Origin of the sequence: Vibrio sp. 10N.247.311.51, from assembly GCF_041467855.1 — a bacterium.
In the GTDB taxonomy this organism is placed as follows: domain Bacteria; phylum Pseudomonadota; class Gammaproteobacteria; order Enterobacterales; family Vibrionaceae; genus Vibrio; species Vibrio coralliirubri.
The window spans coordinates 1-21,956 of record NZ_JBFSVK010000035.1; the positions used below are offsets into that span (position 1 = coordinate 1).

Sequence of the window (21,956 nt, forward strand, 5' to 3'; positions counted from 1 at the left end):
CTAGAAGCTAGAAGCTAGAAGCTAGAAGCTAGAAGCTAGAAGCTAGAAGCTAGAACTGCAGCATAAAGCATAGAAACAGAAAACAAAAAGCCAGCAATCCAAATGGACCGCTGGCTTTATAATGTTCACTCTTGTCGCCCTTTCACTTGATTTGAAGGTGATTGAGTGACTCTACACAATCACTCAACACGCTCATCATTTCAAATCAAAATGCCTGGTAAGACAGAGCACATACAAGTCAACGTTACAGTGCTGCTTTCTTCGCTTCTGTAATCCAACCATCGAACGTACTTTGGTTCGCTTTGATCCAACCGTTTACGTGCGCTTCGATATCCGCAGAGCTGTTCTTACCTTTACTCATCATCATGTTCTGAGCACTTACATCATTGATGTTAAGTTTGATGATTTCAAAAAGCTTCGCTGCTGATGGATTGTTCTTAGCAAACTCTTTGTTCGCAATAATGCGCATAGAGTTCATTTCGAAGCCGTAGTTTTTGCCGTTAGATAACGTCGTATCCACGTTCGAACGCTCGCCAGGAAGTGCTGAGAAAGGAACTTCTAACCAAACTACATCTTCGTTAGGCACCAATACGCCACTTACCCAGTAAGGTGTCCACGTGTAGTAAAGGATTGATTCACCTTTTTGGTAACGAGAAATCGTATCTGCAATGATTGCAGCGTAGTTACCTTGGTTGTGAGTTACCGTATCGTCCAGTTTGAACGCTGAAAGTTGATGTTCAATTACCATCTCACAACCCCAACCTGGGTTACAGCCTGTTAGGTCTGCTTTGCCATCACCGTCCGCATCAAACAGCTTCGCGATTTTTGGATCGGTTAATTGACCAATGTTTGTGATGTTGTACTTTTCAGCCGTTTTCTTATCAATTAGGTAACCTTGAGCGGCGCCGCTTACATATTGGCCTTCACGGTAGAATTTCTCATCACCACCAGCCATTGTGTATTTGTCAGCATGAAGCGGGAACCAACCTACCGTTAGGAACGTTGCGTCACCCTTTGCAATCGAGGTGTAGCCTACGTTGTAGTCCACTTCTTGAGTTGATTTCACGTCATAACCCAGCTCTTCTAAAGCACGGTTAACGATCAATGTTTGGAACGTCTCTTCCGCTACAGACGATTGAACAGGCTGAACTGATACGCCCTCACCCGGTAGGCTTGCTGCCCACACGTTAGTTGATACCGCTAATGTCGAAACGATGCTTACTGCAAGTTTACTCTTCCATGAATTATTCATTGGTGTTTTTCCTTAATTGAAGTTCTGATTTGTTACCGCGATTAAGTACATTCAGTACAAGGGAAACAGGCCCCATGCGATACCAGCGTAATTTTGTATTACCAGCGTTGACACCCAGTACTTGGGTGATGCGGTCTAATAAGATGGCTAAGATAACGATGCCTAAACCACCAACAGCGGCCAGTCCCATATCCAAACGGCCGATACCTCTCAGTACCATTTGACCTAAACCGCCTACCGCAATCATTGATGCGATAACCACCATCGATAACGACAACATCAGTGTTTGGTTCACGCCCGCCATGATAGTTGGCAATGCAAGTGGCAATTGAATTCGGTAAAGCATTTGCTTTTTGCTTGCACCGAATGAGTGACCCGCTTCGATCAATTCTTCCGGAACTTGCTGAATACCCAAGATGGTCAAACGAACAACAGGAGGAAGTGCGAATATGATGGTCACCACGACACCCGGAACGTTACCGATACCAAACAACATTACGATCGGTACTAAGTAAACGAAGGCTGGTGTGGTTTGCATAGCATCCAAAATTGGGCGCACGAATTTAGCCGCCGTGTTACTTCGGGCGAGCCATATCCCCATGGGTAAGCCAATTAACAGACAGAAGAATACGGATGTCATGACCAGTGACAATGTGGTCATTGCTTCAGACCAAGCGCCAATCAAGCCGATGAAAGTCAAAGACACGGCCGTTGCAACGCCAAGCTTCAAGTTTGAAAACTGCCACGCCACTAGAAACAATATGATCAACATGAAGGGGGCTGGTGTAGACACCAACGCCGTTTCAAATGAACTTAGAATAAAATCGATAGGCACACGAATCGCTTGGAATAATGGGCGTCCGTGCTCAACTAACCAATTCAGTCCAGACTCAACCCAAGTGTCGACAGGCAACACAGCCTCTGCAAAAGGGTTCAGTGGATCAAAAGGTGTCGTTTCAACGGTTTCGCTGCTTAACCAATCCGCTGATGGTGAGGTATCAGTGGCTTGACCCCAAGGATCACTTGCAGGTTGAGCTGCAGGAGCCGATTGAGACCATGGATCATTGTTTGTTTGTTCAGACGACATGATCTACCCCTTATCCAATGTTTGTAACAGTCGTGACTTAGTCACCACGCCAAAGTAATTACCTTGCTCATCCACAACAGGCACTGAGTAAGGCACACCACCAACTAGGCCAAGCACATCATTGATTGGTAAATCAGGGTTCAGCGTTAATCCATCATCAAGCTGCGCGCTGACGAGTGATTTGTTCTCTTTGTGGGCTTTGCGAAGCGATTCGATAGAGACAATGCCGGAGTAACGGCTGCTCTTCTCAATTACGATGCCGTATTCGCGGTCATTATCCATCAAAATTTGTAGAGCGGACGCTGGGCCATCGTGTTCTGACTTTTTAAATACCGCAGCTGGCTTCTTACGCGCAATGTCTTTCACAGTAAGCACGCTTGCCACGTTCACACCGCGGAAGAAAGCTTCGACATAATCGTTGGCTGGGTTATTAAGAATATCGTCTGGAGTACCTACTTGAACCACTTCGCCATTTTGCATAATCGCAATTCGGTCACCAATACGCATCGCTTCATCCAAATCATGCGAGATGAAAACGATGGTTCGTTTATCGTCATTTTGAAGGCGAATAAGCTCATCTTGCATTTCAGTACGAATCAAAGGATCGAGCGCCGAGAACGCTTCATCCATCAACAAGATATCTGGGTCACATGCTAGTGCTCGAGCCAAACCAACACGCTGCTTCATACCACCAGATAGTTCATCTGGGTAAGATTCTGAATATGCGCCAAGGCCAACACGCTCTAGCGCTTCAAGTGCTGAGTGCTTTCGTTGTTCAACTTCAACGCCCGCAAGCTCTAGACCAAACGCGGCATTTTCGATAACCGTCATATGCGGCATCAAAGCGAAATTTTGGAAAACCATGGAGATGTTGTTGCGGCGAACTTCGCGGAGTTCATCTTCTGAGATGTGGGCAATGTCTTTGCCTCGAAGAAGCACATTGCCTTTGGTAGGTTCGATCAAGCGGTTAAGAAGGCGTACTAGGGTTGATTTGCCAGATCCTGACAGTCCCATTATGACGAATATCTCGCCTTCTTGAATACTAAGAGAAACATCGTTAACGCCGATCGTTAGCCCTGTTTCTTCAAAAACTTTATCTTTGTTCGCGCCTTCATTAATCATTGTAAAAGCACGATCGGTGTCTTCACCAAACACCTTGTACAGTCCCTTAACTTCCAGTATGGGATCCATGTAATCTAATCCTTTCTCAGTTATTTAAACTTAAAAATGGTTATTTAAACCCGAAAAACGATTAGCACTCTAAGTAATTAACGCGTGCAAATCAAGGAGCATCGTTCGGTAAAACAAGGCAAAAGACCAAAACTAGGCCAGTGACACCAAGACAAAAAAATAAGTAAAGATACAACAAATTACTGATAAATAAAGATTTAAATTACACAAGCACGCGAGCGATATTATGTATTACTTAGTTGTAGATTATTGAATATTAATTTTACATTAGAGTAATTAATAGGCCAAATGAACCAACAAAAGCCACAATTAGTTCGTGCACAAATAATTCGAATACAAACTATTTATTAAGCTTTCATGATGTTTCCGAGGCGAAAGTTCGCTCGGTAGAAAAGATAAGATCAGATATCAATCTCTACCTAAAAACCAAAGGTCAACCGGCTAAAGTCAGCGAGTCGAAATCAACTTTTTCAACCAAGAATTTTAATACATCACACCAACTGTGATACTTGCTGCAAACTCTCAATTAGCGATTACCTAAGCTGGACTTCAACTTGTAGAGTGCTCATTGCTGAGCCATTCTTTATAAAAGAAATAAACATTTTCCCGTGACGAAATAGGAAAAAGATAAGGAATTCGAATGATAAAAATGTTGGTGTGTGATTTTGACGGTACCCTTGATGGAGGCTCATCTCACGGTGTTAACCAGCTATTTGATTACCTCACAGAGCAACCTGATATTCGCTTTATCATCGCGACGGGAAGGACATTATCTTCGATTCGAGTGGGTTTAGAATCGGATAACTACCCGAAACCACACAGTATTATTAGCGATGTGGGCACCAAAATTCATCATGTCCATTCCCAAAAACCAGACCATGTTTGGCATAACCAACTGGAAGCTTCTTGGAACAAATCAAAAGTAGAGACGGCTCTCGCACCCCTTGATTTTATGGGTGAGCGCATAGAAAACCATCAAGGCGATTACAAGATCACCTTTGAAGGAAAGCTTTCAGAGCCTCAACATGAACTGATTGAATCTAGCTTGGAGATGCATGGATTAGATGTTCATCTTACTTACTCTCATGATTGGTACTTAGATATCACACCAAAAGGCGTCAACAAGGCGACGGCGATTCATCACCTACTCGAACAACACGATTTGAGCGTTGCGGAAGTGTGTGTCGCAGGTGACTCAGCTAACGATACGTCAATGCTCACCATTGAGGGCGTAAACTCGATACTGGTCGCTAACCATTACCCAGAAGTTGCTCATCTCTCGGATAGAGACAACGTATACACGAGTAGAGCAACACATGCTGAGGGTGTCTTAGAAGGCCTTAAATACTGGCAAGGGCGTGCAGCAGCGGGTAATTAGAAATAAGTAGAGGTGACCGACTGCTCCCTACTTCCTATCCTTATTTCCAACCGGGAAGCCAATGATCCTTGTCGGTGAGATCCCGCCAGTTGATGTTTTCCTCTCGTTTGGTCATCACCGCTTCTATCAAACAACGAATGACCTCCCCTTCTTCAAACTCGACCTCTGTGACCATAAAGTGTTTTTCTTTCTTTATTGGGCTAACGGCCGTCCATTTACTGCGAAGTAGTTTCTTTGGATTGATTCGATTCATGAGCTTATTTCTCGCTTAGATGTCATTGATTATTATGGGTTGTCTAGCCGACATTGAGTAATAGTCTTCATCGCAAGAAAAGGATCAAAAAAAGCCAGCGATTAGGCTGGCTTCGTTCAGTGAGCTATTTCTCGTTAAAGATTAGCCGTTTTTAGGTGGATCAAATGCCGTGAGTTCTAATACTGGACCTGTGTATTTTTCAATCTTCACAAGCGCAGAGTTTGCAGCACAGCCATTCGCCAAACGAGAAGTCGGGATATCCAACGTAAGCACGTTACAGCCACCGTTTTTACATAGACCAGTGTCTTTATCTAAATCTGGCCAACCGCCTTCATGGATACATACAGAGCCTTGTTTGATGCCGTCCGTCACTAATGCACCCACCAATACTTGTCCACGACCATTGTGTGCACGAACCAAGTCACCCGTTTTAATGCCTCGAGCTTTCGCATCTTCAGGGTGAATTGAAATCGGCTCACGGTCTGCAATCGCGTACTCTTCGCGGATCTTCGCGTAGTTGAACTGGCTATGCAGACGGTGCGCGGCGTGCGCTGTCATTAGTTGCAGTTCGCCATCTTTAGCGTTGCCTGTGTACTCTGTTGGTTCTAACCAAGTTGGGTGTGCTGGGCAATCATCTAGTTGGTAACCTTCAATGGTTCTTGAGAATATCTCGAACTTGCCACTTGGTGTACCTAGTGGGTTCATGATTGGGTTCTCACGAAAATCAGCGTAACGAACAAACTGTGCGTTCTTCTCGTTCCACTTCATCTCGATCAACTGATTATCTTCCCAGAACTTGCTGAAGTTAGGCATTACGATACGCTGACCACGGCCACCTTGCTGTGCGGTTTTGTAGAAACCATACAGCCATTCCATCTCGGTCTTGCCTTCGGTGTACACATCACGACCACCCGGAGCAAGTAACTCAGACATGTCCGCAAATACATCGAAATCGTTACGAGCTTCACCTTGTGGCTCAACCACTTTCTTCATTGGTACTAAGTGTTGGTTACTGTAGTCACCCGTCATCGTCATGTCATTACGTTCAAACGATGTAGTAATTGGCAGAACAATATCCGCGTGCTTAGCTGCTGCTGTCCAGTATGGTTCTGAGATAACAATCAGCTCAGGTTTTTGCCACGCTTTGATTAGGCGGTTGGTATCTTGGTGGTGAGTAAAGTTCGCACCGCCTGCCCACCAGATCATTTTAATCTCAGGGAATGTTAAGTTGTGACCATTGTGATGGTAGCTTGAACCCGGGTTTTCTAGCGCTTCAACAATACGCGCTACAGGGAAGGCATTAACAGAACCCGATACCGCCCAGTCGTTACCAGCCGATGAACCACCGCCAAGAGACGCTGAAATCGCAGGAAGTACACCCGCATCGCGTGCAGGGTTACCACCGTTTGAGTAGTGGTAAGAAAGGCCAAAACCACCACCTGGTAAACCAACTTGACCTAGCATCGTCGCTAACGTAACCAACATCCAGTGGCGTTGTTCACCGTATTGTTGACGCTGCATCCCCCAGCCAGACATCATCATAGTACGGTTCTTACTGAAGATATCCGCTAGCAGTTCCAGTTGCTTCACTGGTACACCACAGATCTCAGACGCCCACTCAGCAGATTTTTCCACGCCGTCTTCCTTACCCATCAAGTAAGCTTCGAATACGTCGTAACCTGTTGTGTATTTACCCAAGAATTCTTTATCGTGCTTGCCCTGTTTCACTAACGTGTGTGCGATACCCATCATCATGGCTACGTCAGTCATCGGGTGAGGAGCAATCCACTCTGCGTTATCACCAAAGAACTCAATAGTCTCAGAGCGCATTGGGTCAATCGCAATCACTGTCTTGCCCGACTTCTTCAACTGGTGGAAGAACTCAAGACCTGCACAGTCGGTTGAGCTCCAAGCGATCTTCAAGGTGTTAATTGGGTTTAGGCCCCAAAGTACCACCACATCACTGTGCTCAAGGATAACTGGGTAAGTCGTCTGCTGTTCATACACCTCAATCGAACCCACAACGTGCGGCATGATAACTTGTGCAGCACCTGTTGAGTAATCACCTAAGTGACCAGAGTAACCACCAGCCATGCTCATGTAACGTTGTAGAAGCGTTTGCGCTTTGTGCAGAACACCACTTGAACGCCAGCCATAAGAGCCTGCGAATACAGATTCCGCGCCGTACTCTTGACGAATACGTGAGTGTTGTTGGTGAATCAATTTGTACACTTCATCCCAAGAGATACGAACAAATTCATCACTACCACGTACACCTTCAGGTGCAGATGGGTTAGCCAAGTAGCCTTTACGAACCATAGGGTACTTAACACGCGCTTTGGTGTGTACTTGATCAGGGCCTGTGGTCTGCAGGCTATTTGGAACCGTTTGTGCCAGTGCATTCGTCGTCGACACGAGTTTGCCGTCTTTCACTTCACACAGCATTGGGCCCATACGGCCTGATGTTAGAACACCAGAACCACGTTTGTCCGAAGCAATTGCGCTCATCGGCGTCAAAGATGTGAATGCCAACGCACCAGCTGTGATACCTGTGCCTTTCATAAATCCACGACGTGTCATATTAGTCATAATTTTATCCTTCTAATTCTCTTTAGTGACCAACAACGTCTTTCGCGTGGTTTTGGAAGTACTTAGTCAGCAGCTCAAGGTTTTGCTCAGAAATGTCTGTACGGTCGCCCATACTTTTCGCAACAGGTCCCCAAGCATTCACAGTGAAATGGTTTGAAGGAATTTTCGCGTGACACGTTGCACAGTAAACGTTGTCCAACTCTTCTGCATAAGACCAGATTGGGTCTAGTTTATCGACAACTGGAGAAGTGATATCACCCGTTAGCGCAACTGAACGCCACTCGTTACCGTAAGCATCGGCTTTATAGTCACCAGTAGTCAGTGCTTCTTGACCTTTGTCTGTCAATGTCGCAACGATTGCACGTTGGCCTTCACCGAAGTAAAGCACTTGCTCTGCACCTTTCATTTGGAATGCATTCAAAGTCACAGTACGGTTGTCGCCTTCAGCCTTAACCACTTGCAGTTCTGCTGTTGGGTTTACACTGCCGAAGTCACCCATTGCGATATCAGTTACTGGGTAAACCACTTTCGCATCTGCTGGGGTGTTTTTCGTAAATGCAATCAGGGTATCGAACGCTTTGCTATCTAGCTGAGCTTCAGGAGCAAAGTGTGCGACGCCTTTGTGACAATCGATACACGTTTGGTTATTTTCACGACCATAAGCATGCATTTTTGCTGCATCACGAGATTGCTCGAACTCTTCCATTGCATCGAATTCGTGACAAGAGCGACAAGTCGCTGAGTCATTCTCGCGGAATTGAGCCCAAACTGTCTCAGCCATCTCTTCACGGTGTGCTTCATATTTCTCAGGCGTGTCTATCTTCCCTGAAATAAATTCGTGGTAGATGTCTTTGGACGCTCTTACTTTGGTGATCACATAGTCAATCGGATCAGTTGGAATGTGGCAATCGGCACATTCAGCTCGAATGCCTTTTGCGTTACTGAAGTGTACTGAACCTTGGTATTCTTTGTGGGGTGCTTCCATTGTGTGGCAAGAAACACAAAACTCAGTGCTCGATGTATAGTGCATAACGGCTGCAGTTCCCCCTAAGGTTAACCAGCCAATACCTATACCAACCGCCGCTATTAGTGCGATATAACTTTTTTTTATTGTCATAATTCTTAATCATCTTCAACAATTGGTTACAATTAAGATCAGAGTAGTACTTTAGGGGTAGGTCGGTTTGATTTGGATCATAAATGGTATTCTGAGGAACAAAAATTGAACCTTTATGAGAACCCAAGGCCACTTCACGAAATTATCCCCCACCAGATACAATCACCCGCCAAATAAGAGGTGGCGGTTAAATATCTATTATTGATTAATCTAACATCAACGAGACAAAACGGCTTTCTAAGTCAAAGAAGTAAATTGTAAATCTATTACAATATCGGCTATCTATTTTTCATAAACTCCTCACTCAATGAACCAAACAGAATTCCAACAAAAAATGGCGAGTTTTACCTCGATTGAACAAGCGCTTGATTACTTCGAAATTGGGTTTGATAGCAAGTTCATCAACCAAAATAGAGTCGAGCTTGTGAAACGCTTTAATGGTTATCTGATCCTGTCAAAACCCGATGATTGGTTCTCAGGAAGAAGAGCGCTGAAAAACGCTTATTGTAAGGTTCAACGCAGCAAGTTAGATCGCCACACGCGTTCTGCCTGTCGTGGGTGTACAACTTGCCAGCGTCGATAGGTCGGAAGTACTGTTCAAAATAGAGAACTAAAAAGTAGATAGTTGAAATAACATCTCATTACGATTTAGTTAGTGGTTTGCTCGAAAAAAAGTGTGCTAGTCTTACGGCAACTCAACTACGAGATAAAAACTACAATGAAAATTTTCAGCAATTTCGAAAGCGGCAACATTCACGTCGTTTCAGCAGATTCACCACAAAACATTCAACTGACTATCCCAGCAGACTACCAAACTGAAATCTCTCAGTGGTTTCACTTCCGCTTAGAAAGTGAAGCTCAACAAGCTCACCACTTTGAAATCGGTCAATTGGCGACATCTGCCTACCCTGAAGGCTGGAAAGATTACGATGTGGTTGCATCGTATGACCGTGAAGAGTGGTTCCGTATCCCATCTCAGTTCGATGGCGATACATTAAGCTTTGATATCATCCCTGAACACGATTCAATGTACTTCGCGTACTTCGCACCGTACTCATACGATCGTCACCAAGATCTTCTGCACAGTGCTCAAACGCACCCAGCTTGTAAGCTCGAAACTCTAGGTCACACGCTAGACAACAACGACATCACTTTGCTAACTATCGGTGAGCCAAGTGAAGAGAAGAAAAACATCTGGGTTATTGGTCGTCAACACCCAGGCGAGACTATGGCTGAATGGCTGATCGAAGGTCTGCTACAACGCCTACTTGATGAAACAGATACGGTTGGTCGCTCTCTGCTAGACAGCGTTGTGTTCCGCGTTGTACCAAATATGAACCCAGATGGCAGCATCCGCGGTCACCTGCGTACTAACGCGATTGGCGTAAACCTGAACCGCGAATGGCAATCACCTTCTATGGAACGCAGCCCAGAAGTATTCCTTGTTCGCGAGCGTATGCTAGAAACGGGCGTTGACCTGTGTCTAGATATTCATGGCGATGAAGCGATTCCGTATAACTTTGTAGCGGGTAGCGAAGGCACACCTTCTTACAACGAGCGCATCGCGAAGCTAGAGAACCACTTCAAGCAAGCACTGCTCACTATCACGCCAGAGTTCCAAGATGAATTTGGTTACGATAAAGACGAACCGGGCAAAGCAAACATGACTGTTGGCACAAACTGGATTGGTGAGCAATTCAAGTGTTTGGCTTACACCGTCGAGATGCCATTTAAAGATCACATCAGCCACGCTGACGAACTTTACGGCTGGTCTCCAGAACGCAGTGTCGCGTTTGGTCACGACATGCTAGCCGCAGTTTGGGCAACAGTAGACGAGCTATAAGGCGAACTAAGCTCATTAGCTTTACCTGTATCGCCTTTGGTTTATAAGAATCTGGGCTATAGATAGAACAAAGCCCAGCACTTGTAAAAGTGCTGGGCTTTTTAATCTCTGCTTAGAATGAGCGATTTGCGCCTTAAGGAATCTAACGTCAGTCGCTTTTAAGCCACTCTTAGACTTGCAAAAAATACCGGGTATCTTTGCCTAATATGCCTTTGTTCAGACACCATATCTTTGAAGCTTGGGCCTTGTGATAGCTGAACGATCACTTCATCGCCCTCTTGTCTCAACACTGCACCACTAATATCGATACTGTTGTTGTCATGCAACCTCAAGGTGCCGGCCATTGAAAAGCCACGATAAACAGGAATGATGTTACGCATCATCAGGCGTACACCCTTTTCAGACACTTCACTGACATGAAAAAGCTCATCCTTAATTCGCATCACCGGACGTGCCTTTTGAGGGTACTTTAAGCGGTAATATTTGCGTTTCTGGGTGAATGAATCTTCACGCATTAGTGACTCCCTGTCTCTGTTATGTCGGTCAAGCAATAGACTGTAGCTTCAATTGGTCTCAAATAAACACATTCACCCAATTGATAGCTAATTATTATATCGACTTTCCGAGCTAATGCTTTAGAGATTTATACAGAGAAACACGGATTGCTTAGCATTCAGTAAAAAATGAGAACTGAATCGGAAATAAAAACTAAGATGGAAACGAGAACTAAGCCGGAAATGAACTAAACCGATGGCTAATAACCCAATTCTTCGCGTCGCACCCTAAAGCTGAAACAATGCCAACTGAATGCTGAAGCCCACGAATAGAATCCCACACACAATGTTCATCATTTGCGAGGTGCGCTTTTGAACTAACAAGCGCTTAAAGGTATCCGCCATTAAGATCACAACTAAGAACCACATCGACACCACTGACGCTTGAATTGCACCGAGTATCAAACTGTCTGTCACAATCGCCTCTGTTGAAACAAATTGAGGGAATATAGAAAGATAAAACAGGACGATTTTAGGATTCAGTAGATTAGTGAGGAGCCCTTTGAAAAATTGATTATAAAATTTACTTCCCGATGCACTGACCACAGAAAGTACGCCCTCTTGAGCACTCAGTGCCGCACGAAAATGGTTATACCCAAGCCAGACAAGATACAAAACCCCAGCCCACTTTAGCCCTTCAAAGGCCATGGGAGTGTTCGACAGTAATAGGCTTATGCCGTTGGCCGAGATAAAGGCATGAAAAAAGAAACCACATGACACGCCCAACACGTTCACAAATGCGAACAGCTTCCTTTGAGTTAAGGCTGTGCTTAATACCAACAGCGCATTTGGGCCCGGAATAATGGCAATAAAAAACACGATAACAATAAACAGCCAGATACTGTCCCAACTCATTTCGATCTCATTCCATGAACATTTTTAGGGCGGACATTGTACGTCCATTCAGTGCCATTACAATATGATAAACGCTTAATTATCGCGTATGGCTAACAGACATAATTCGCGCGTATAATGAATGTGTTTATCGTGTAACGTACAAAACTGATTTTCTAACATTTGTAGCCCTGTTAGACTCCACCTCCCTTTTGATACTTGGTTCATTTATGTCATTTGCTAGCCTAACCCTTAACGCAAAAACCGTCTCCGCGCTCCCATCTCAATTCAATAAGCCGACAGAGATACAGCAAGCGGTAATTCCTACCATTATTGCGGGGAAAGACGTACTTGCATTGGCTCAAACGGGCAGCGGTAAAACATTGGCGTTCGGCTTACCTTTACTGAATAACATCAACCAAGATGTAAATGAACTTCAAGCTCTGGTCATTGTTCCAACCCGTGAACTTGCATCTCAAGTGACCAAATCTTTAGAGCCGATCGCAACAACTCTCGATATCAAATTGGTAACGCTAACGGGCGGCGTAAATACTGATGATCAACAGCAACAATTATCGACTAAACCACAATTAGCCATCGCCACACCGGGCCGCTTACTCGCTTTAATCAAAAGCGATGAACTGGATGTAGCTCAGTGTTCATCATTGGTTCTTGATGAAGCCGACCGCCTGATCGACATGGGCTTTTGGCCAGATATTCAAGCGATTACTGCAGCACTACCGAGCAAACGTCAGTCACTGTTGTTCTCTGCGACACTTCCGCCCGAATTAGTAGGGCAAGCTGAAGAGCTTCTTTCAAATCCAGTTAAAGTCACGACACACCAAGAAAACAGCGTGGTCGCGGCTATTGAAGAAACCCTGTACTTAGTCAACAAAGGCAGTAAAGCTCAAGCGCTCATCGCACTACTCAATCAACACACATGGCCGCAAGTATTGGTATTTATTGGCGCAAAAGACAATGCCGATGCGTTAACCAAACGATTGAATAAAGGCAAAATCAGTGTGAGTGCGTTACATGGAAATAAGAGCCAAGAAGAACGAGAGCAAGCATTAGAATGTTTCAAAAATGGCGAAACTCGTGTGCTTATCGCGACCGATGTGATGGCTCGAGGCATTCATATTGATCAGTTACCTGTCGTGATCAACTTCGAATTACCGTCACACGCAGCAACTTATGTACACCGCGTTGGTCGCACAGCACGAGCAGGAAGTACTGGCTTCGCGATCTCTCTGGTTAGCCACAGCGAAACTGACTACCTCAATGCGATTCGCACCCTGACCAATAAGCCGTTAGTGTTGCAACCATTAGAGGGTTTCCCTGTTACAGACAAACCTGCATCTGAAGCGACCGCTCGCAAGCGTCCACCTAAAGATAAAATGGCCAATCGAAGAACAGCCAAAAAGAAGAGCATTAAGCAATTTAAAAGCAAACCAAATAGCTCCAAGTAACCAGAAATAGCGCTAAGCAGCCAGAAATAGAATGGTCAGCCCAGTTTGTACTGGGCTTTTTTATATGCAACAAAACATAAATTCACACCCAAAAACTTACCTAAAGTTGCCAACTTAAATGACACTTTTGTGAATTATGATGCCAACGTATTGATTCTTGGTTGCTCAAAAAAAATACTCATAAATCACGTTGACGCCCCTATGTCTGGCAACTAGATTTTTCTATTAGTGTCTACAACAGGAGGTCATTGAAATGAAACGTGCTAGCTCTACATATCGATTACAACTGATTAAGGAAGTGGCAACCCGCCGAGATCGTCAACGTTCCAATGACCCGATGGCAAACTACATACAAACCCTAATAGACAATAAAGATGATTGTGATACTTCGGTTGAACGCAACCAGAGGTTCAGTGGCAGTCATTTTGATGAGCACATAGGTGGTTGGGTAAGTGACCACTGGGGTAACAAGTAGGACAACGAGAGTAATCCAACCAGCACAACCGCTGTAGAATTCGTCTCCGCATTAACCTATCATCTGCAACAATTCCCTATCCTAGAGTAAGCAGAAAGTGTCTGAGTTAAAAAGAGAAAAAGAAGTAATGGTTGCCTTCCAAGTGATACCTCGCGTTAAAGAAGGCAACAACTTCGAAGTGGTTGATAAAGCCATTGAAGTTGTGAAAGCTGCCGATGTGCCTTTCCAAGTCGGTGCGATGGAAACCACGATGAAAGGTGAACTCAGCCAATTACTCGATATCGTTAAAAAAGCAGAACAAGCTTGCTACGATGCAGGGGCTGTAGAAGTGATCACAAACATTAAGATTCACAGTAAAACCACCGAGGCCGATGATACATTTTGCACGTACCATCGTGGTGTAACGAAAGCGAATCACATGTTTGTTTAATCACATTTTTGTTTCTGAAAACTGAGCTTTAAGAAAGACTCTGAAGAACAAGTGGTGTTATTGGAAAGGCATGTCTGAAAGGTGAGAAAGGATTTCCATTCGTTCTTCTTCTGACATCGAATGCCAATCACGCGGAGTCTCTTCAGGGTCATCTTTCGCCCCGATCGGTTTTCGGTCCAGTGCTTTGACTGGCTCTTTTTTGAGTTTTACGTTCTTTTTATTCATACCGACACCACTCCTTCAGGTACAAAGGTACCTACCTTGATATTACACCCCAACCATTATGTAAAGTAATAGTTACTTCGGAGTTAAATAAAATCTAAACACTTCATCTTTAGCCAAAAAGGTCTCTTTGGGGACTGGTATTTCCCTCTTCGTCGACCTGCTTACCAACCAAGTTTTTTTGCTTCATTATTTTTCTTCTATAGCGCTGGCGACACAGCTTTATCACGTGCAATTGTTCTGACGCTGTCATCGACATCCAATTAAACCGCTCTTCTCTTTTGCGCATACAACCATTGCAATAGCCTTTGTCATCGCTTGAACAAACCCCAACGCAAGGGCTTGGAACTTGGAAAAACTCTAACTGCTCCACCATGCCTCCTTACACATTCAAAATTACGCTTACTCTCTCAAAAATAAGCGATTAATTTGTCGCCTAGCTCATGGAATCCATACTAAACTATGACCTTATACTGACACATATAGTGTTTTGTAAACTATACTTTGAACCCATCAAGTTACACTTATTCGGTAACTTCGTTCTTTCCTTTGGAGCCTTATAATATGAAGTTTAGTTCAAAAAAATTACTAGCAGTAGCCGCTTTACCTATGATGCTAGCAGCATGCACAACAACAGGTGACAACGCGATGCAAGTAACACCAACCGATCTACAGCACCATAATTGGGAACTTGCGCAAATTGATGGCAAGGACATTGTGAAAAGCGAAGACCAAGCAGCTCCTCGTCTAGAGATTGGCGAAAAGATGACTGCAAACGGCATGGCTGGTTGTAACAACTTCTTCGGCCAAGGCGAGCTGAAAGACGGTCAATTCCGTATCAAGCAAATGGGCATGACAATGAAAATGTGTCACGGCTCTGCGATGGAAATCGAACAATCGGTTTCTGCTACTCTAAGCGAATGGAGCGACGTAACGCTAACAAACGATACGCTAGTACTGAAAAACGATGTACACACGCTAACGTACACCATTCGTGACTGGGTAAACTAATCCGTCATCGAAACCAAATATTGATTAAAGGAGCCTGATGGCTCCTTTTTTATTGCCAGCTTGCCCTCACTACTTCTTCAAAATTGACGCTCATCGCCGACTTTTCGTACCAACCTCCAATAAACCTCAAAAATCTCTCATTTAGATGCAATAAATTCAACGGTTCAGCGGTCTGTTGCTAGGATGGCAAAAGCCTAGAGTCTGTCGAGTTTTCGAGATGATTACATATCGAACAAAACTGAACCTCCAACTCCCTGCTTGTTCTCAAGTAATTGATTGAATTTACTGTTGAATTAGAATTTATTTCAGAAACAGATAGAATAACTGTAGGGAGTTTGAAAATACAATGCTCTTGCCCGTTCACTACCAAATGGAAAAGTTTATGAACAAGATAGTAAGTACGTTAGGAATCATGGCAACCGTTGCATACAGCGCAACCATTTATGCTGATGAAGCATCCACCGACAGCTGGAACCAAATAGAACAGCAGGCAGAAGGAGAAACTGTCTACTTTCACGCTTGGGGCGGAAGCCAAGAGATCAATCGTTACCTACAGTGGGCAGGCAAGAAATTACAAAGTGACTATGGTGTCACGTTAAAGCATGTGAAAGTAACCGATATTGCGGAAACCACCACTCGACTGCTTGCTGAAAAAGCAGCAGGAAAGAACAGTGAAGGCAGCGTCGATATTGTCTGGATCAATGGCGAGAACTTTCGCTCGATGAAAGACAACGCGCTATTGTTTGGGCCATTTACAGAATCACTTCCAAATTGGCAGTATGTCGATAAGTCTCTGCCAATTGATGTCGATTTTTCAGAGCCGACAGAAGGCTTAGAAGCACCGTGGGGCGTGGGACAACTTGTGTTCATTCACGATCAAGAGACGCTGCACAATCCACCACAATCATTCTCAGAGATGTTGAGCTACGCTCAGGCTTTCCCGAACCGCTTAAGCTACCCTCGCCCACCAGAATTTCATGGCACGAGCTTCATTAAGTCTCTATTGATTGAACTAACAAACAATAACCCTGCGCTGGCTCAGCCGGTTTCAGAAGACAACTTCCAAGAAGTCACGGCACCACTGTGGGCTTACTTAGATAAATTCCATAAAGTGGCTTGGCGTGGTGGTAAACAGTTCCCAGCTGGCACATCGGAAAGCATCCAACTTCTGGACGACGGACAGATCGATCTCGCGATCACGTTCAATCCAAACTCTGTTTATTCAGCACAAGCCAGTGGTCGCTTAGCCGAAACCACTAAGGCTTATGCTCTAGAAAGCGGCGCTCTATCTAACATTCACTTCCTTGCGATTCCTTGGAATGCCAATGCAACCGCAGGTGCTCAAGTGACCATTAACTTCTTACTGAGCCCGGAAGCACAGTCTCGCAAAGGTGACCTCAATGTTTGGGGCGATCCTTCGGTTCTGAGCAGCAAGTACCTCACTGGCAGCGCTAAAAACACCCAGCAATTTAAATCGGTTGATGAACCACACCCTAGCTGGCAAAACGCGCTCGAGAAAGAGTGGCTTAAGCGATACGGTAACTAGTCTGCATGCTACGCGCTCTATATTTTGTTGTTATAGCTGTATGCATTATCCCAACCATTCCTGGGGTAGCGGGAGTCGTGGCTTCGTCACTGAGTTTAATCCCACCTCTAGGTTTAGAGGAGCCAACACTCAACGGTTTTAGCCAAGTCTTTCAGTGGGAAGGTGCTTGGCACTCTATTGGCTTAAGCCTAGGTTCAGCAATTGCAAGCAGCTACATAGCCTGCTTCCTGACCTTTTGTATTCTTCAAGCCTCTTGGGGAAACAAGTTTTGGAGAAAGATTGAGTTTACGCTATCACCAATGCTTGCCATTCCACATGTGGCTTTCGCTATCGGCTTTGCTTTTCTGTTTAGTCCAACGGGGCTTGGCGCAAGAGCAATACATCACTTACTCGGCGAATCGGCTACGAGCTCTGAATTGGCGTTATTGGTGAAAGACCCATACGCGTTCGGCTTAATCATTATGCTCGCACTTAAAGAAGTCCCCTTCTTGTTGCTGATGAGCATTTCGATACTTCAGCAAATTGATGTAGAACGTATCACCAAGGTCAGTGCATCACTCGGTTACAGCCGCGCTCAGATCTGGTGGAAATGTATTTTCCCTCAATGGTTTACTAAGCTTCGATTCCCAATGCTGGCGGTACTCGCTTACAGTGTCTCAGTTGTCGATATTGCTCTGATCATTGGCCCAACCAACCCGCCGACCTTTGCTGTTTTGGTATGGCAATGGTTCAACGATCCGGATCTTAACCTACTTCCGCGAGCTGCTGCTGGCGCGATCGTTTTATTTGGTTTAGCTTCGTTGATCATCGCCTTGGCGCGTTTAGTTGAATGGGCGGTTCTTAAGAACTTTCGAACTTGGCAGTATTCAGGAAGAACAGGGGCTAACATGCCGGGGAAAACCATATTCACAGTGCTTGCTAGCCTTTCATTGCTGATCATTCCATTGATGGTGATTTGGAGTGTTGCCCAACGTTGGCGCTTCCCTGATTTACTGCCGAGCCGCTACAGCATGCGTTTCTGGGAGTTCGAGTGGGATGGCATCATGAGTACTGTGGGTCAAAGCTTATGGATTGGTCTTATTGCTGCTTCAGTCGCTCTGTTACTTGCGCTGATTGCTCACGAATACAGAATCAAATACAAGTGGCAAGTTCCGGGCTTCATTATCGCTATCCCAATGTTAATACCTCAACTCTCGGTATTGTTTGGTATGCAGGTCACGACCCTCTACATCGGCAGTAGTGCCTATGAGTTCTGGGTGATTTGGGCGCATGTTTTCTTTGCTTTCCCGTTTGTGTATCTGTCTTTGGACGGCCCATGGAAAAGCTTCAATGATGGGTTGATTAAAGCCTCGCTCAGCCTAGGTAAATCGCCATTTCAGAGTTGGTATTCGATCAAACTACCAATCTTGCTTCCTGCGATTGCCTTTGCTTGGGCGGTCGGGATCAGTGTGAGTTTGGCTCAGTACTTACCAACATTGATGCTAGGCGCAGGTCGTATTAGCACCATCACTACAGAAGCTGTCGCCCTAACCAGTGGTTTCGACCGCAGAGTGACCGCAATTTATGCCATTTGGCAGGCCTTATTGCCTCTGTTCTTTTTCTCTTTAGCGATATTAGTCAGCCGACTTCAACTCAGATATCGCCGTCTTACTTTCAAAGGTTTCTTAAGTAATGAGTCTGTACCTCAACGACCTCGCCATCCATAAAACCGGTGGTGATTCGCTGTTCTCAGCGCTAAACGTAACATTAGAATCGGGCCAGATACTGGCGTTGATGGGCCCGAGCGGTTGCGGCAAATCCACCTTATTGGACGCCATCGCAGGCCACTTGAATGAAGAGTTTTCGTATTCTGGAAGTGTTTTTTTGAATGACATTCAACTGGATGATCTCCCATCACATCAACGTGAGGTCGGTATTCTTTTTCAAGATGATCTATTGTTCCCTCACTTAAAAGTATGGGAAAACTTGGCATTCTCACTACCTAATTCGTTTAAAGGCTCTGCTCGCCAACAGCAAGCCATGGCAGCGTTAAAAGACATTGAACTGACACACTTAGCAGAGTCTTTTCCCGATCAGATTTCTGGTGGTCAACGAGCGAGAATCAGTTTAACTCGTATGTTATTGGCGAAGCCTAAGTTGGCTCTACTTGATGAACCGTTCAGTAAGTTAGACCAAGAGCTCAGAGCACAATTTCGGGACTGGGTATTTGAGCAATTAACCAAAGCCAATATCCCTACGCTGATGGTGACACACGACGAAGCAGATGTGCCTCAAGGGGCTCAAGTACTCTCTTGGCCATGGAGAAGCAACCATGCTGGATAAGTACTCCATTAAGGTCATTAAGTGGCCATTAAACCAGTCTGCAAAAGTACTGAATCGAGTCGGTATTACCGCTAATCAAACCACCCTATTTGGTTTTTTGGTCGGCTGTTTAGCGTTTCCGGCGTTGGCGTTTGAGCAATATGAGTGGGCGTTAGGTTTCATCATTTTCAATAGAGTTTGTGATGGGCTTGATGGCGCCTTGGCCCGAATCCAAGGTATCAGTGATGCAGGTGGCTTCCTAGATATCAGCCTAGATTTCCTTTTCTATTCGCTGATCCCTTTTGGCTTTGTGATTGCTAATCCAGAACACAACGCCATTGCCGGTGCATTTTTAATCTTCTCTTTTATCGGTACAGGCAGTAGCTTTCTGGCGTTTGCAGTCATGGCAGGCAAACGAGGAATCGAAAACCCCGTTTATAAGCATAAGTCTCTGTACTACATGTCGGGGCTAACCGAAGGCACTGAAACCATCGCTTGTTTCATCGCGTTCTGTATTTGGCCTCAACACTTTGCAGTTATCGCCTACACCTTTGGTGCAGCTTGTTGGCTAACTACGTTCATGCGTATTTATTTTGGGTTCCAGACTCTCAAGAATCAAACCAACTAGTATTAGTTTCAGGTTCCTTTCAAACTAAAACGCCGCTCAGATGAGCGGCGTTTTTATATTCTAGCTAATACTTGAAGCCAATTAGGCATCTGCAGAAGCGTTAATTTTAAATCTCAACACCTTCAAGCTTGAATCAAGGTCGACATCGACAAACTCAGGCGGGTTGTCCAGACGCTCAATGAACTCAACGCTTGGTGCTTCTTCTGCCATCGTCTCAATCAGGAAGTTTGGTGATACTGCTGGTGAGTTCACACACGCAATCACTTCACCGCCTTCAGTTAGAAGTTCAGGCAAACGACGTAAGATCTTTTTGTAATCTTTGGTTAGAGCAAAGCTGCCTTTTTGGAACGAAGGCGGATCGATGATAACGAGCTCGTAAGGGCCGCCCTTCTTGATTTTTCCCCACGACTTAAAGATATCGTAGCCAAGAAAGTTAACCGAGCGCATATCGTGATCATTCAGACGGTGGTTATCGCGGCCTTTGTTTAGCGAGCCTCGTGACATGTCCACGTTCATGCATTGACGAGCGCCACCAGCGATAGCCGCGACAGAGAAACCACAAGTGTATGCGAACAGGTTAAGAACATTCTTATCCTTAGCATTATCTTGTACCCACTGACGACCATTGCGCATGTCTAGGAACAAACCGAAGTTCTGATTACGGCCAATGTCTAATTGGTACTTAAGACCGTGCTCAACCACAATCGGAGAATCATTCAACTCGCCCCATAGAACCTCTGAAGGCGCGCCATCGGCATAACGGTGTTGCAGAACAATGCTTGTGCCCTGCTTTGATTGCCAGATATCTTTGTTGGTGAGTTCAACCAATCCAGCTTTTAGAGATGACAAGAATTCGTCGTCTACTTCTTTAAACACGTTAACCAATAGCTGTCCATCAACCCAGTCACATGTCAGTTGCTCTAGACCAGGCCAAAACTTACCGCGCCCGTGGAAAATACGGCGTAGCTCGTTTGGTACTTCATTAAGTTGCTGTTCAATATGACTAAAAAACAGAGGTAAAGCTGATGCTTCCATTATTTCACTCACTTAGTGTTTAGCTTTGGCCAAGTTAATGACCAAGGTTCAAGCCAACTGTCCAAACCGTTCGACACGGTTTCCTGATGCCACTTCTCACCCAAAGAGTTTAGGCTCCTTGGGTCGCAGACATATTCGTAGGCTTGTGATTGATAGGTAAATCGAATCGCGAAGGCATGTAGATAACCTCTGTCAGCCTCACTCGATGGATTATAAATAGGGTCACCAACAATGGCTGAGCCGATCGACTTCATCGCGACACGGATCTGGTGAGTTCGCCCCGTATAGGGTTTGCATAACAGCAGACGCTCACCGGGTTCAGCCGTTGCTGATAAAAACTGAGTAATCGCAGGATTCTCTTTGGATGTAAGAAGTTTCCAACTTGAGCGTCGTGAACGCTCCATGTCTCCTGAGATCAAACCTTGCTTTTTCTTTGGTTTCTTAGAACCGATCGCAAGGTAGTATTTCTCTACTTCACGCTTTGCAAATAGCTGTGAAAGCTCGCTCGCCGCCGACGCATTTTTTGCCAGTAGCAGAATGCCCGAAGTCATTTTATCTAGTCGATGAACGAGATACAGCTTAGGCTCATTGATTGCCTTAGCAACTTCTTGAAGCAACATGGTATCGCCATCGTCTTTGTGGACGCTGACTCCAGGATGCTTATTGATAAGTAAAAAATCAGAGTGGTTCAGAAGAATATCGAACATGTAAAGGCTAGCTCCATTGTAGAACGTGGAGTAT

At 45.0% G+C, this 21,956-nt stretch carries 23 protein-coding genes; 11 read left to right on the forward strand and 12 right to left on the reverse strand.

Features of this window, described 5'->3' with window-relative positions; genetic code table 11:
* Positions 1-244 precede the first annotated feature (244 nt).
* The 3 genes from proX to proV are packed head-to-tail and all read right to left on the reverse strand — an operon-like array spanning position 245 to position 3,530.
* Entirely contained in the window at positions 245-1,252 is a 1,008-nt protein-coding gene (proX, locus tag AB6E85_RS22825) for a glycine betaine/L-proline ABC transporter substrate-binding protein ProX (RefSeq protein WP_017065372.1), read from the reverse strand.
* Positions 1,245-2,339 carry a glycine betaine/L-proline ABC transporter permease ProW gene (gene proW / locus AB6E85_RS22830; RefSeq protein WP_048617625.1) on the reverse strand — a complete coding sequence of 365 codons (1,095 nt, stop codon included), beginning with the start codon at positions 2,337-2,339 and terminating at the stop codon, positions 1,245-1,247. The genes proX and proW overlap by 8 nt, the downstream gene beginning before the upstream one ends.
* A 3-nt stretch (positions 2,340-2,342) precedes the next feature.
* Positions 2,343-3,530: a glycine betaine/L-proline ABC transporter ATP-binding protein ProV gene (gene proV, locus AB6E85_RS22835; protein ID WP_372144349.1), complete on the reverse strand. Its 1,188-nt coding sequence runs from the start codon at positions 3,528-3,530 to the stop codon at positions 2,343-2,345.
* Between the two features lie 640 nt (positions 3,531-4,170).
* On the opposite strand from proV, the gene AB6E85_RS22840 reads away from it, so the two are divergent.
* Positions 4,171-4,908, forward strand: a complete 738-nt coding sequence (locus tag AB6E85_RS22840) for an HAD-IIB family hydrolase (RefSeq protein WP_372144350.1) — start codon at positions 4,171-4,173, stop codon at positions 4,906-4,908.
* Between the two features lie 40 nt (positions 4,909-4,948).
* On the opposite strand, the gene AB6E85_RS22845 is transcribed toward AB6E85_RS22840, so the two are convergent.
* The 3 genes from AB6E85_RS22845 to AB6E85_RS22855 form a co-directional block, all read right to left on the reverse strand.
* Positions 4,949-5,161, reverse strand: a complete 213-nt coding sequence (locus AB6E85_RS22845) for a TIGR02450 family Trp-rich protein (protein ID WP_048609433.1) — start codon at positions 5,159-5,161, stop codon at positions 4,949-4,951.
* Between the two features lie 141 nt (positions 5,162-5,302).
* Entirely contained in the window at positions 5,303-7,750 is a 2,448-nt protein-coding gene (locus AB6E85_RS22850; protein WP_372144351.1) for a molybdopterin guanine dinucleotide-containing S/N-oxide reductase, read from the reverse strand.
* A 22-nt stretch (positions 7,751-7,772) separates the two neighbouring features.
* A complete protein-coding gene (locus AB6E85_RS22855) occupies positions 7,773-8,867 on the reverse strand; it encodes a NapC/NirT family cytochrome c (protein ID WP_372144352.1) in 1,095 nt (364 codons plus the stop codon).
* A gap of 307 nt (positions 8,868-9,174) precedes the next feature.
* Between AB6E85_RS22855 and AB6E85_RS22860 the strand changes: the two genes are divergently transcribed.
* The gene (locus tag AB6E85_RS22860) at positions 9,175-9,450 is read left to right on the forward strand and encodes a nitrogenase-stabilizing/protective protein NifW (protein ID WP_050645067.1); all 276 of its coding nucleotides are present in this window, start codon (positions 9,175-9,177) and stop codon (positions 9,448-9,450) included.
* Between the two features lie 135 nt (positions 9,451-9,585).
* Positions 9,586-10,710, forward strand: a complete 1,125-nt coding sequence (locus AB6E85_RS22865; RefSeq protein WP_048614453.1) for a M14-type cytosolic carboxypeptidase — start codon at positions 9,586-9,588, stop codon at positions 10,708-10,710.
* 158 nt (positions 10,711-10,868) lie between these two features.
* On the opposite strand, the gene AB6E85_RS22870 is transcribed toward AB6E85_RS22865, so the two are convergent.
* Both AB6E85_RS22870 and AB6E85_RS22875 read right to left on the reverse strand, forming a co-directional pair.
* Positions 10,869-11,225, reverse strand: coding sequence for a hypothetical protein (locus AB6E85_RS22870; RefSeq protein WP_017060329.1), 357 nt, complete (start codon positions 11,223-11,225; stop codon positions 10,869-10,871).
* A gap of 267 nt (positions 11,226-11,492) precedes the next feature.
* Positions 11,493-12,119, reverse strand: coding sequence for a LysE family translocator (locus AB6E85_RS22875; RefSeq protein WP_372144353.1), 627 nt, complete (start codon positions 12,117-12,119; stop codon positions 11,493-11,495).
* 209 nt (positions 12,120-12,328) lie between these two features.
* On the opposite strand from AB6E85_RS22875, the gene AB6E85_RS22880 reads away from it, so the two are divergent.
* From AB6E85_RS22880 to AB6E85_RS22890, 3 genes are all read left to right on the forward strand, one after another.
* Positions 12,329-13,567, forward strand: a complete 1,239-nt coding sequence (locus AB6E85_RS22880; RefSeq protein WP_086970315.1) for a DEAD/DEAH box helicase — start codon at positions 12,329-12,331, stop codon at positions 13,565-13,567.
* Between the two features lie 253 nt (positions 13,568-13,820).
* A complete protein-coding gene (locus AB6E85_RS22885; protein ID WP_017057116.1) occupies positions 13,821-14,042 on the forward strand; it encodes a hypothetical protein in 222 nt (73 codons plus the stop codon).
* A 127-nt stretch (positions 14,043-14,169) separates the two neighbouring features.
* On the forward strand, positions 14,170-14,472 hold the full coding sequence (locus AB6E85_RS22890) for a thiamine-binding protein (RefSeq protein ID WP_050652252.1): 303 nt from the start codon (positions 14,170-14,172) through the stop codon (positions 14,470-14,472).
* Between the two features lie 57 nt (positions 14,473-14,529).
* Here the strand turns inward: AB6E85_RS22890 and AB6E85_RS22895 are convergent, their stop codons facing one another.
* Together AB6E85_RS22895 and AB6E85_RS22900 are read right to left on the reverse strand one after the other, a co-directional pair.
* Positions 14,530-14,697 (reverse strand): hypothetical protein, encoded by a 168-nt coding sequence (locus AB6E85_RS22895; RefSeq protein ID WP_009846446.1) that lies wholly within the window; start codon positions 14,695-14,697, stop codon positions 14,530-14,532.
* A 109-nt stretch (positions 14,698-14,806) separates the two neighbouring features.
* A complete protein-coding gene (locus AB6E85_RS22900) occupies positions 14,807-15,070 on the reverse strand; it encodes a DUF1289 domain-containing protein (protein WP_082241990.1) in 264 nt (87 codons plus the stop codon).
* 188 nt (positions 15,071-15,258) lie between these two features.
* On the opposite strand from AB6E85_RS22900, the gene AB6E85_RS22905 reads away from it, so the two are divergent.
* The 5 genes from AB6E85_RS22905 (at position 15,259) to AB6E85_RS22925 (ending at position 20,180) form a co-directional block, all read left to right on the forward strand.
* Entirely contained in the window at positions 15,259-15,705 is a 447-nt protein-coding gene (locus tag AB6E85_RS22905) for an META domain-containing protein (protein ID WP_004734625.1), read from the forward strand.
* A 382-nt stretch (positions 15,706-16,087) separates the two neighbouring features.
* On the forward strand, positions 16,088-17,251 hold the full coding sequence (locus AB6E85_RS22910; RefSeq protein WP_372144354.1) for an ABC transporter substrate-binding protein: 1,164 nt from the start codon (positions 16,088-16,090) through the stop codon (positions 17,249-17,251).
* A 5-nt stretch (positions 17,252-17,256) separates the two neighbouring features.
* Positions 17,257-18,957: an ABC transporter permease gene (locus tag AB6E85_RS22915; protein ID WP_372144355.1), complete on the forward strand. Its 1,701-nt coding sequence runs from the start codon at positions 17,257-17,259 to the stop codon at positions 18,955-18,957.
* Positions 18,923-19,573, forward strand: a complete 651-nt coding sequence (locus AB6E85_RS22920; protein WP_372144356.1) for an ATP-binding cassette domain-containing protein — start codon at positions 18,923-18,925, stop codon at positions 19,571-19,573. The genes AB6E85_RS22915 and AB6E85_RS22920 overlap by 35 nt, the downstream gene beginning before the upstream one ends.
* On the forward strand, positions 19,563-20,180 hold the full coding sequence (locus AB6E85_RS22925; protein WP_372144357.1) for a CDP-alcohol phosphatidyltransferase family protein: 618 nt from the start codon (positions 19,563-19,565) through the stop codon (positions 20,178-20,180). The genes AB6E85_RS22920 and AB6E85_RS22925 overlap by 11 nt, the downstream gene beginning before the upstream one ends.
* An 81-nt stretch (positions 20,181-20,261) precedes the next feature.
* On the opposite strand, the gene AB6E85_RS22930 is transcribed toward AB6E85_RS22925, so the two are convergent.
* A complete protein-coding gene (locus AB6E85_RS22930; protein WP_372144358.1) occupies positions 20,262-21,215 on the reverse strand; it encodes a class I SAM-dependent methyltransferase in 954 nt (317 codons plus the stop codon).
* Positions 21,216-21,223: 8 nt separating this feature from the next.
* Entirely contained in the window at positions 21,224-21,922 is a 699-nt protein-coding gene (locus AB6E85_RS22935; RefSeq protein ID WP_050634665.1) for a TIGR01621 family pseudouridine synthase, read from the reverse strand.
* Positions 21,923-21,956 lie beyond the last annotated feature (34 nt).

Excerpts from the sequence above, each read along its gene's own strand:
- AB6E85_RS22875 (WP_372144353.1), bottom strand. The coding sequence starts at position 12,119 with ATGAGTTGGGACAGTATCTGGCTGTTTATTGTTATCGTGTTTTTTATT.
- AB6E85_RS22935 (WP_050634665.1), bottom strand. The coding sequence starts at position 21,922 with ATGTTCGATATTCTTCTGAACCACTCTGATTTTTTACTTATCAATAAG.
- AB6E85_RS22870 (WP_017060329.1), bottom strand. The coding sequence starts at position 11,225 with ATGCGTGAAGATTCATTCACCCAGAAACGCAAATATTACCGCTTAAAG.
- AB6E85_RS22860 (WP_050645067.1), top strand. The coding sequence starts at position 9,175 with ATGAACCAAACAGAATTCCAACAAAAAATGGCGAGTTTTACCTCGATT.
- AB6E85_RS22840 (WP_372144350.1), top strand. The coding sequence starts at position 4,171 with ATGATAAAAATGTTGGTGTGTGATTTTGACGGTACCCTTGATGGAGGC.
- AB6E85_RS22885 (WP_017057116.1), top strand. The coding sequence starts at position 13,821 with ATGAAACGTGCTAGCTCTACATATCGATTACAACTGATTAAGGAAGTG.
- AB6E85_RS22850 (WP_372144351.1), bottom strand. The coding sequence starts at position 7,750 with ATGACTAATATGACACGTCGTGGATTTATGAAAGGCACAGGTATCACA.
- AB6E85_RS22925 (WP_372144357.1), top strand. The coding sequence starts at position 19,563 with ATGCTGGATAAGTACTCCATTAAGGTCATTAAGTGGCCATTAAACCAG.
- AB6E85_RS22920 (WP_372144356.1), top strand. The coding sequence starts at position 18,923 with ATGAGTCTGTACCTCAACGACCTCGCCATCCATAAAACCGGTGGTGAT.
- AB6E85_RS22895 (WP_009846446.1), bottom strand. The coding sequence starts at position 14,697 with ATGAATAAAAAGAACGTAAAACTCAAAAAAGAGCCAGTCAAAGCACTG.
- AB6E85_RS22905 (WP_004734625.1), top strand. The coding sequence starts at position 15,259 with ATGAAGTTTAGTTCAAAAAAATTACTAGCAGTAGCCGCTTTACCTATG.
- AB6E85_RS22900 (WP_082241990.1), bottom strand. The coding sequence starts at position 15,070 with ATGGTGGAGCAGTTAGAGTTTTTCCAAGTTCCAAGCCCTTGCGTTGGG.
- AB6E85_RS22915 (WP_372144355.1), top strand. The coding sequence starts at position 17,257 with ATGCTACGCGCTCTATATTTTGTTGTTATAGCTGTATGCATTATCCCA.
- proV (WP_372144349.1), bottom strand. The coding sequence starts at position 3,530 with ATGGATCCCATACTGGAAGTTAAGGGACTGTACAAGGTGTTTGGTGAA.
- AB6E85_RS22880 (WP_086970315.1), top strand. The coding sequence starts at position 12,329 with ATGTCATTTGCTAGCCTAACCCTTAACGCAAAAACCGTCTCCGCGCTC.
- AB6E85_RS22910 (WP_372144354.1), top strand. The coding sequence starts at position 16,088 with ATGAACAAGATAGTAAGTACGTTAGGAATCATGGCAACCGTTGCATAC.
- proX (WP_017065372.1), bottom strand. The coding sequence starts at position 1,252 with ATGAATAATTCATGGAAGAGTAAACTTGCAGTAAGCATCGTTTCGACA.
- AB6E85_RS22845 (WP_048609433.1), bottom strand. The coding sequence starts at position 5,161 with ATGAATCGAATCAATCCAAAGAAACTACTTCGCAGTAAATGGACGGCC.
- proW (WP_048617625.1), bottom strand. The coding sequence starts at position 2,339 with ATGTCGTCTGAACAAACAAACAATGATCCATGGTCTCAATCGGCTCCT.
- AB6E85_RS22855 (WP_372144352.1), bottom strand. The coding sequence starts at position 8,867 with ATGACAATAAAAAAAAGTTATATCGCACTAATAGCGGCGGTTGGTATA.
- AB6E85_RS22890 (WP_050652252.1), top strand. The coding sequence starts at position 14,170 with ATGGTTGCCTTCCAAGTGATACCTCGCGTTAAAGAAGGCAACAACTTC.
- AB6E85_RS22865 (WP_048614453.1), top strand. The coding sequence starts at position 9,586 with ATGAAAATTTTCAGCAATTTCGAAAGCGGCAACATTCACGTCGTTTCA.
- AB6E85_RS22930 (WP_372144358.1), bottom strand. The coding sequence starts at position 21,215 with ATGGAAGCATCAGCTTTACCTCTGTTTTTTAGTCATATTGAACAGCAA.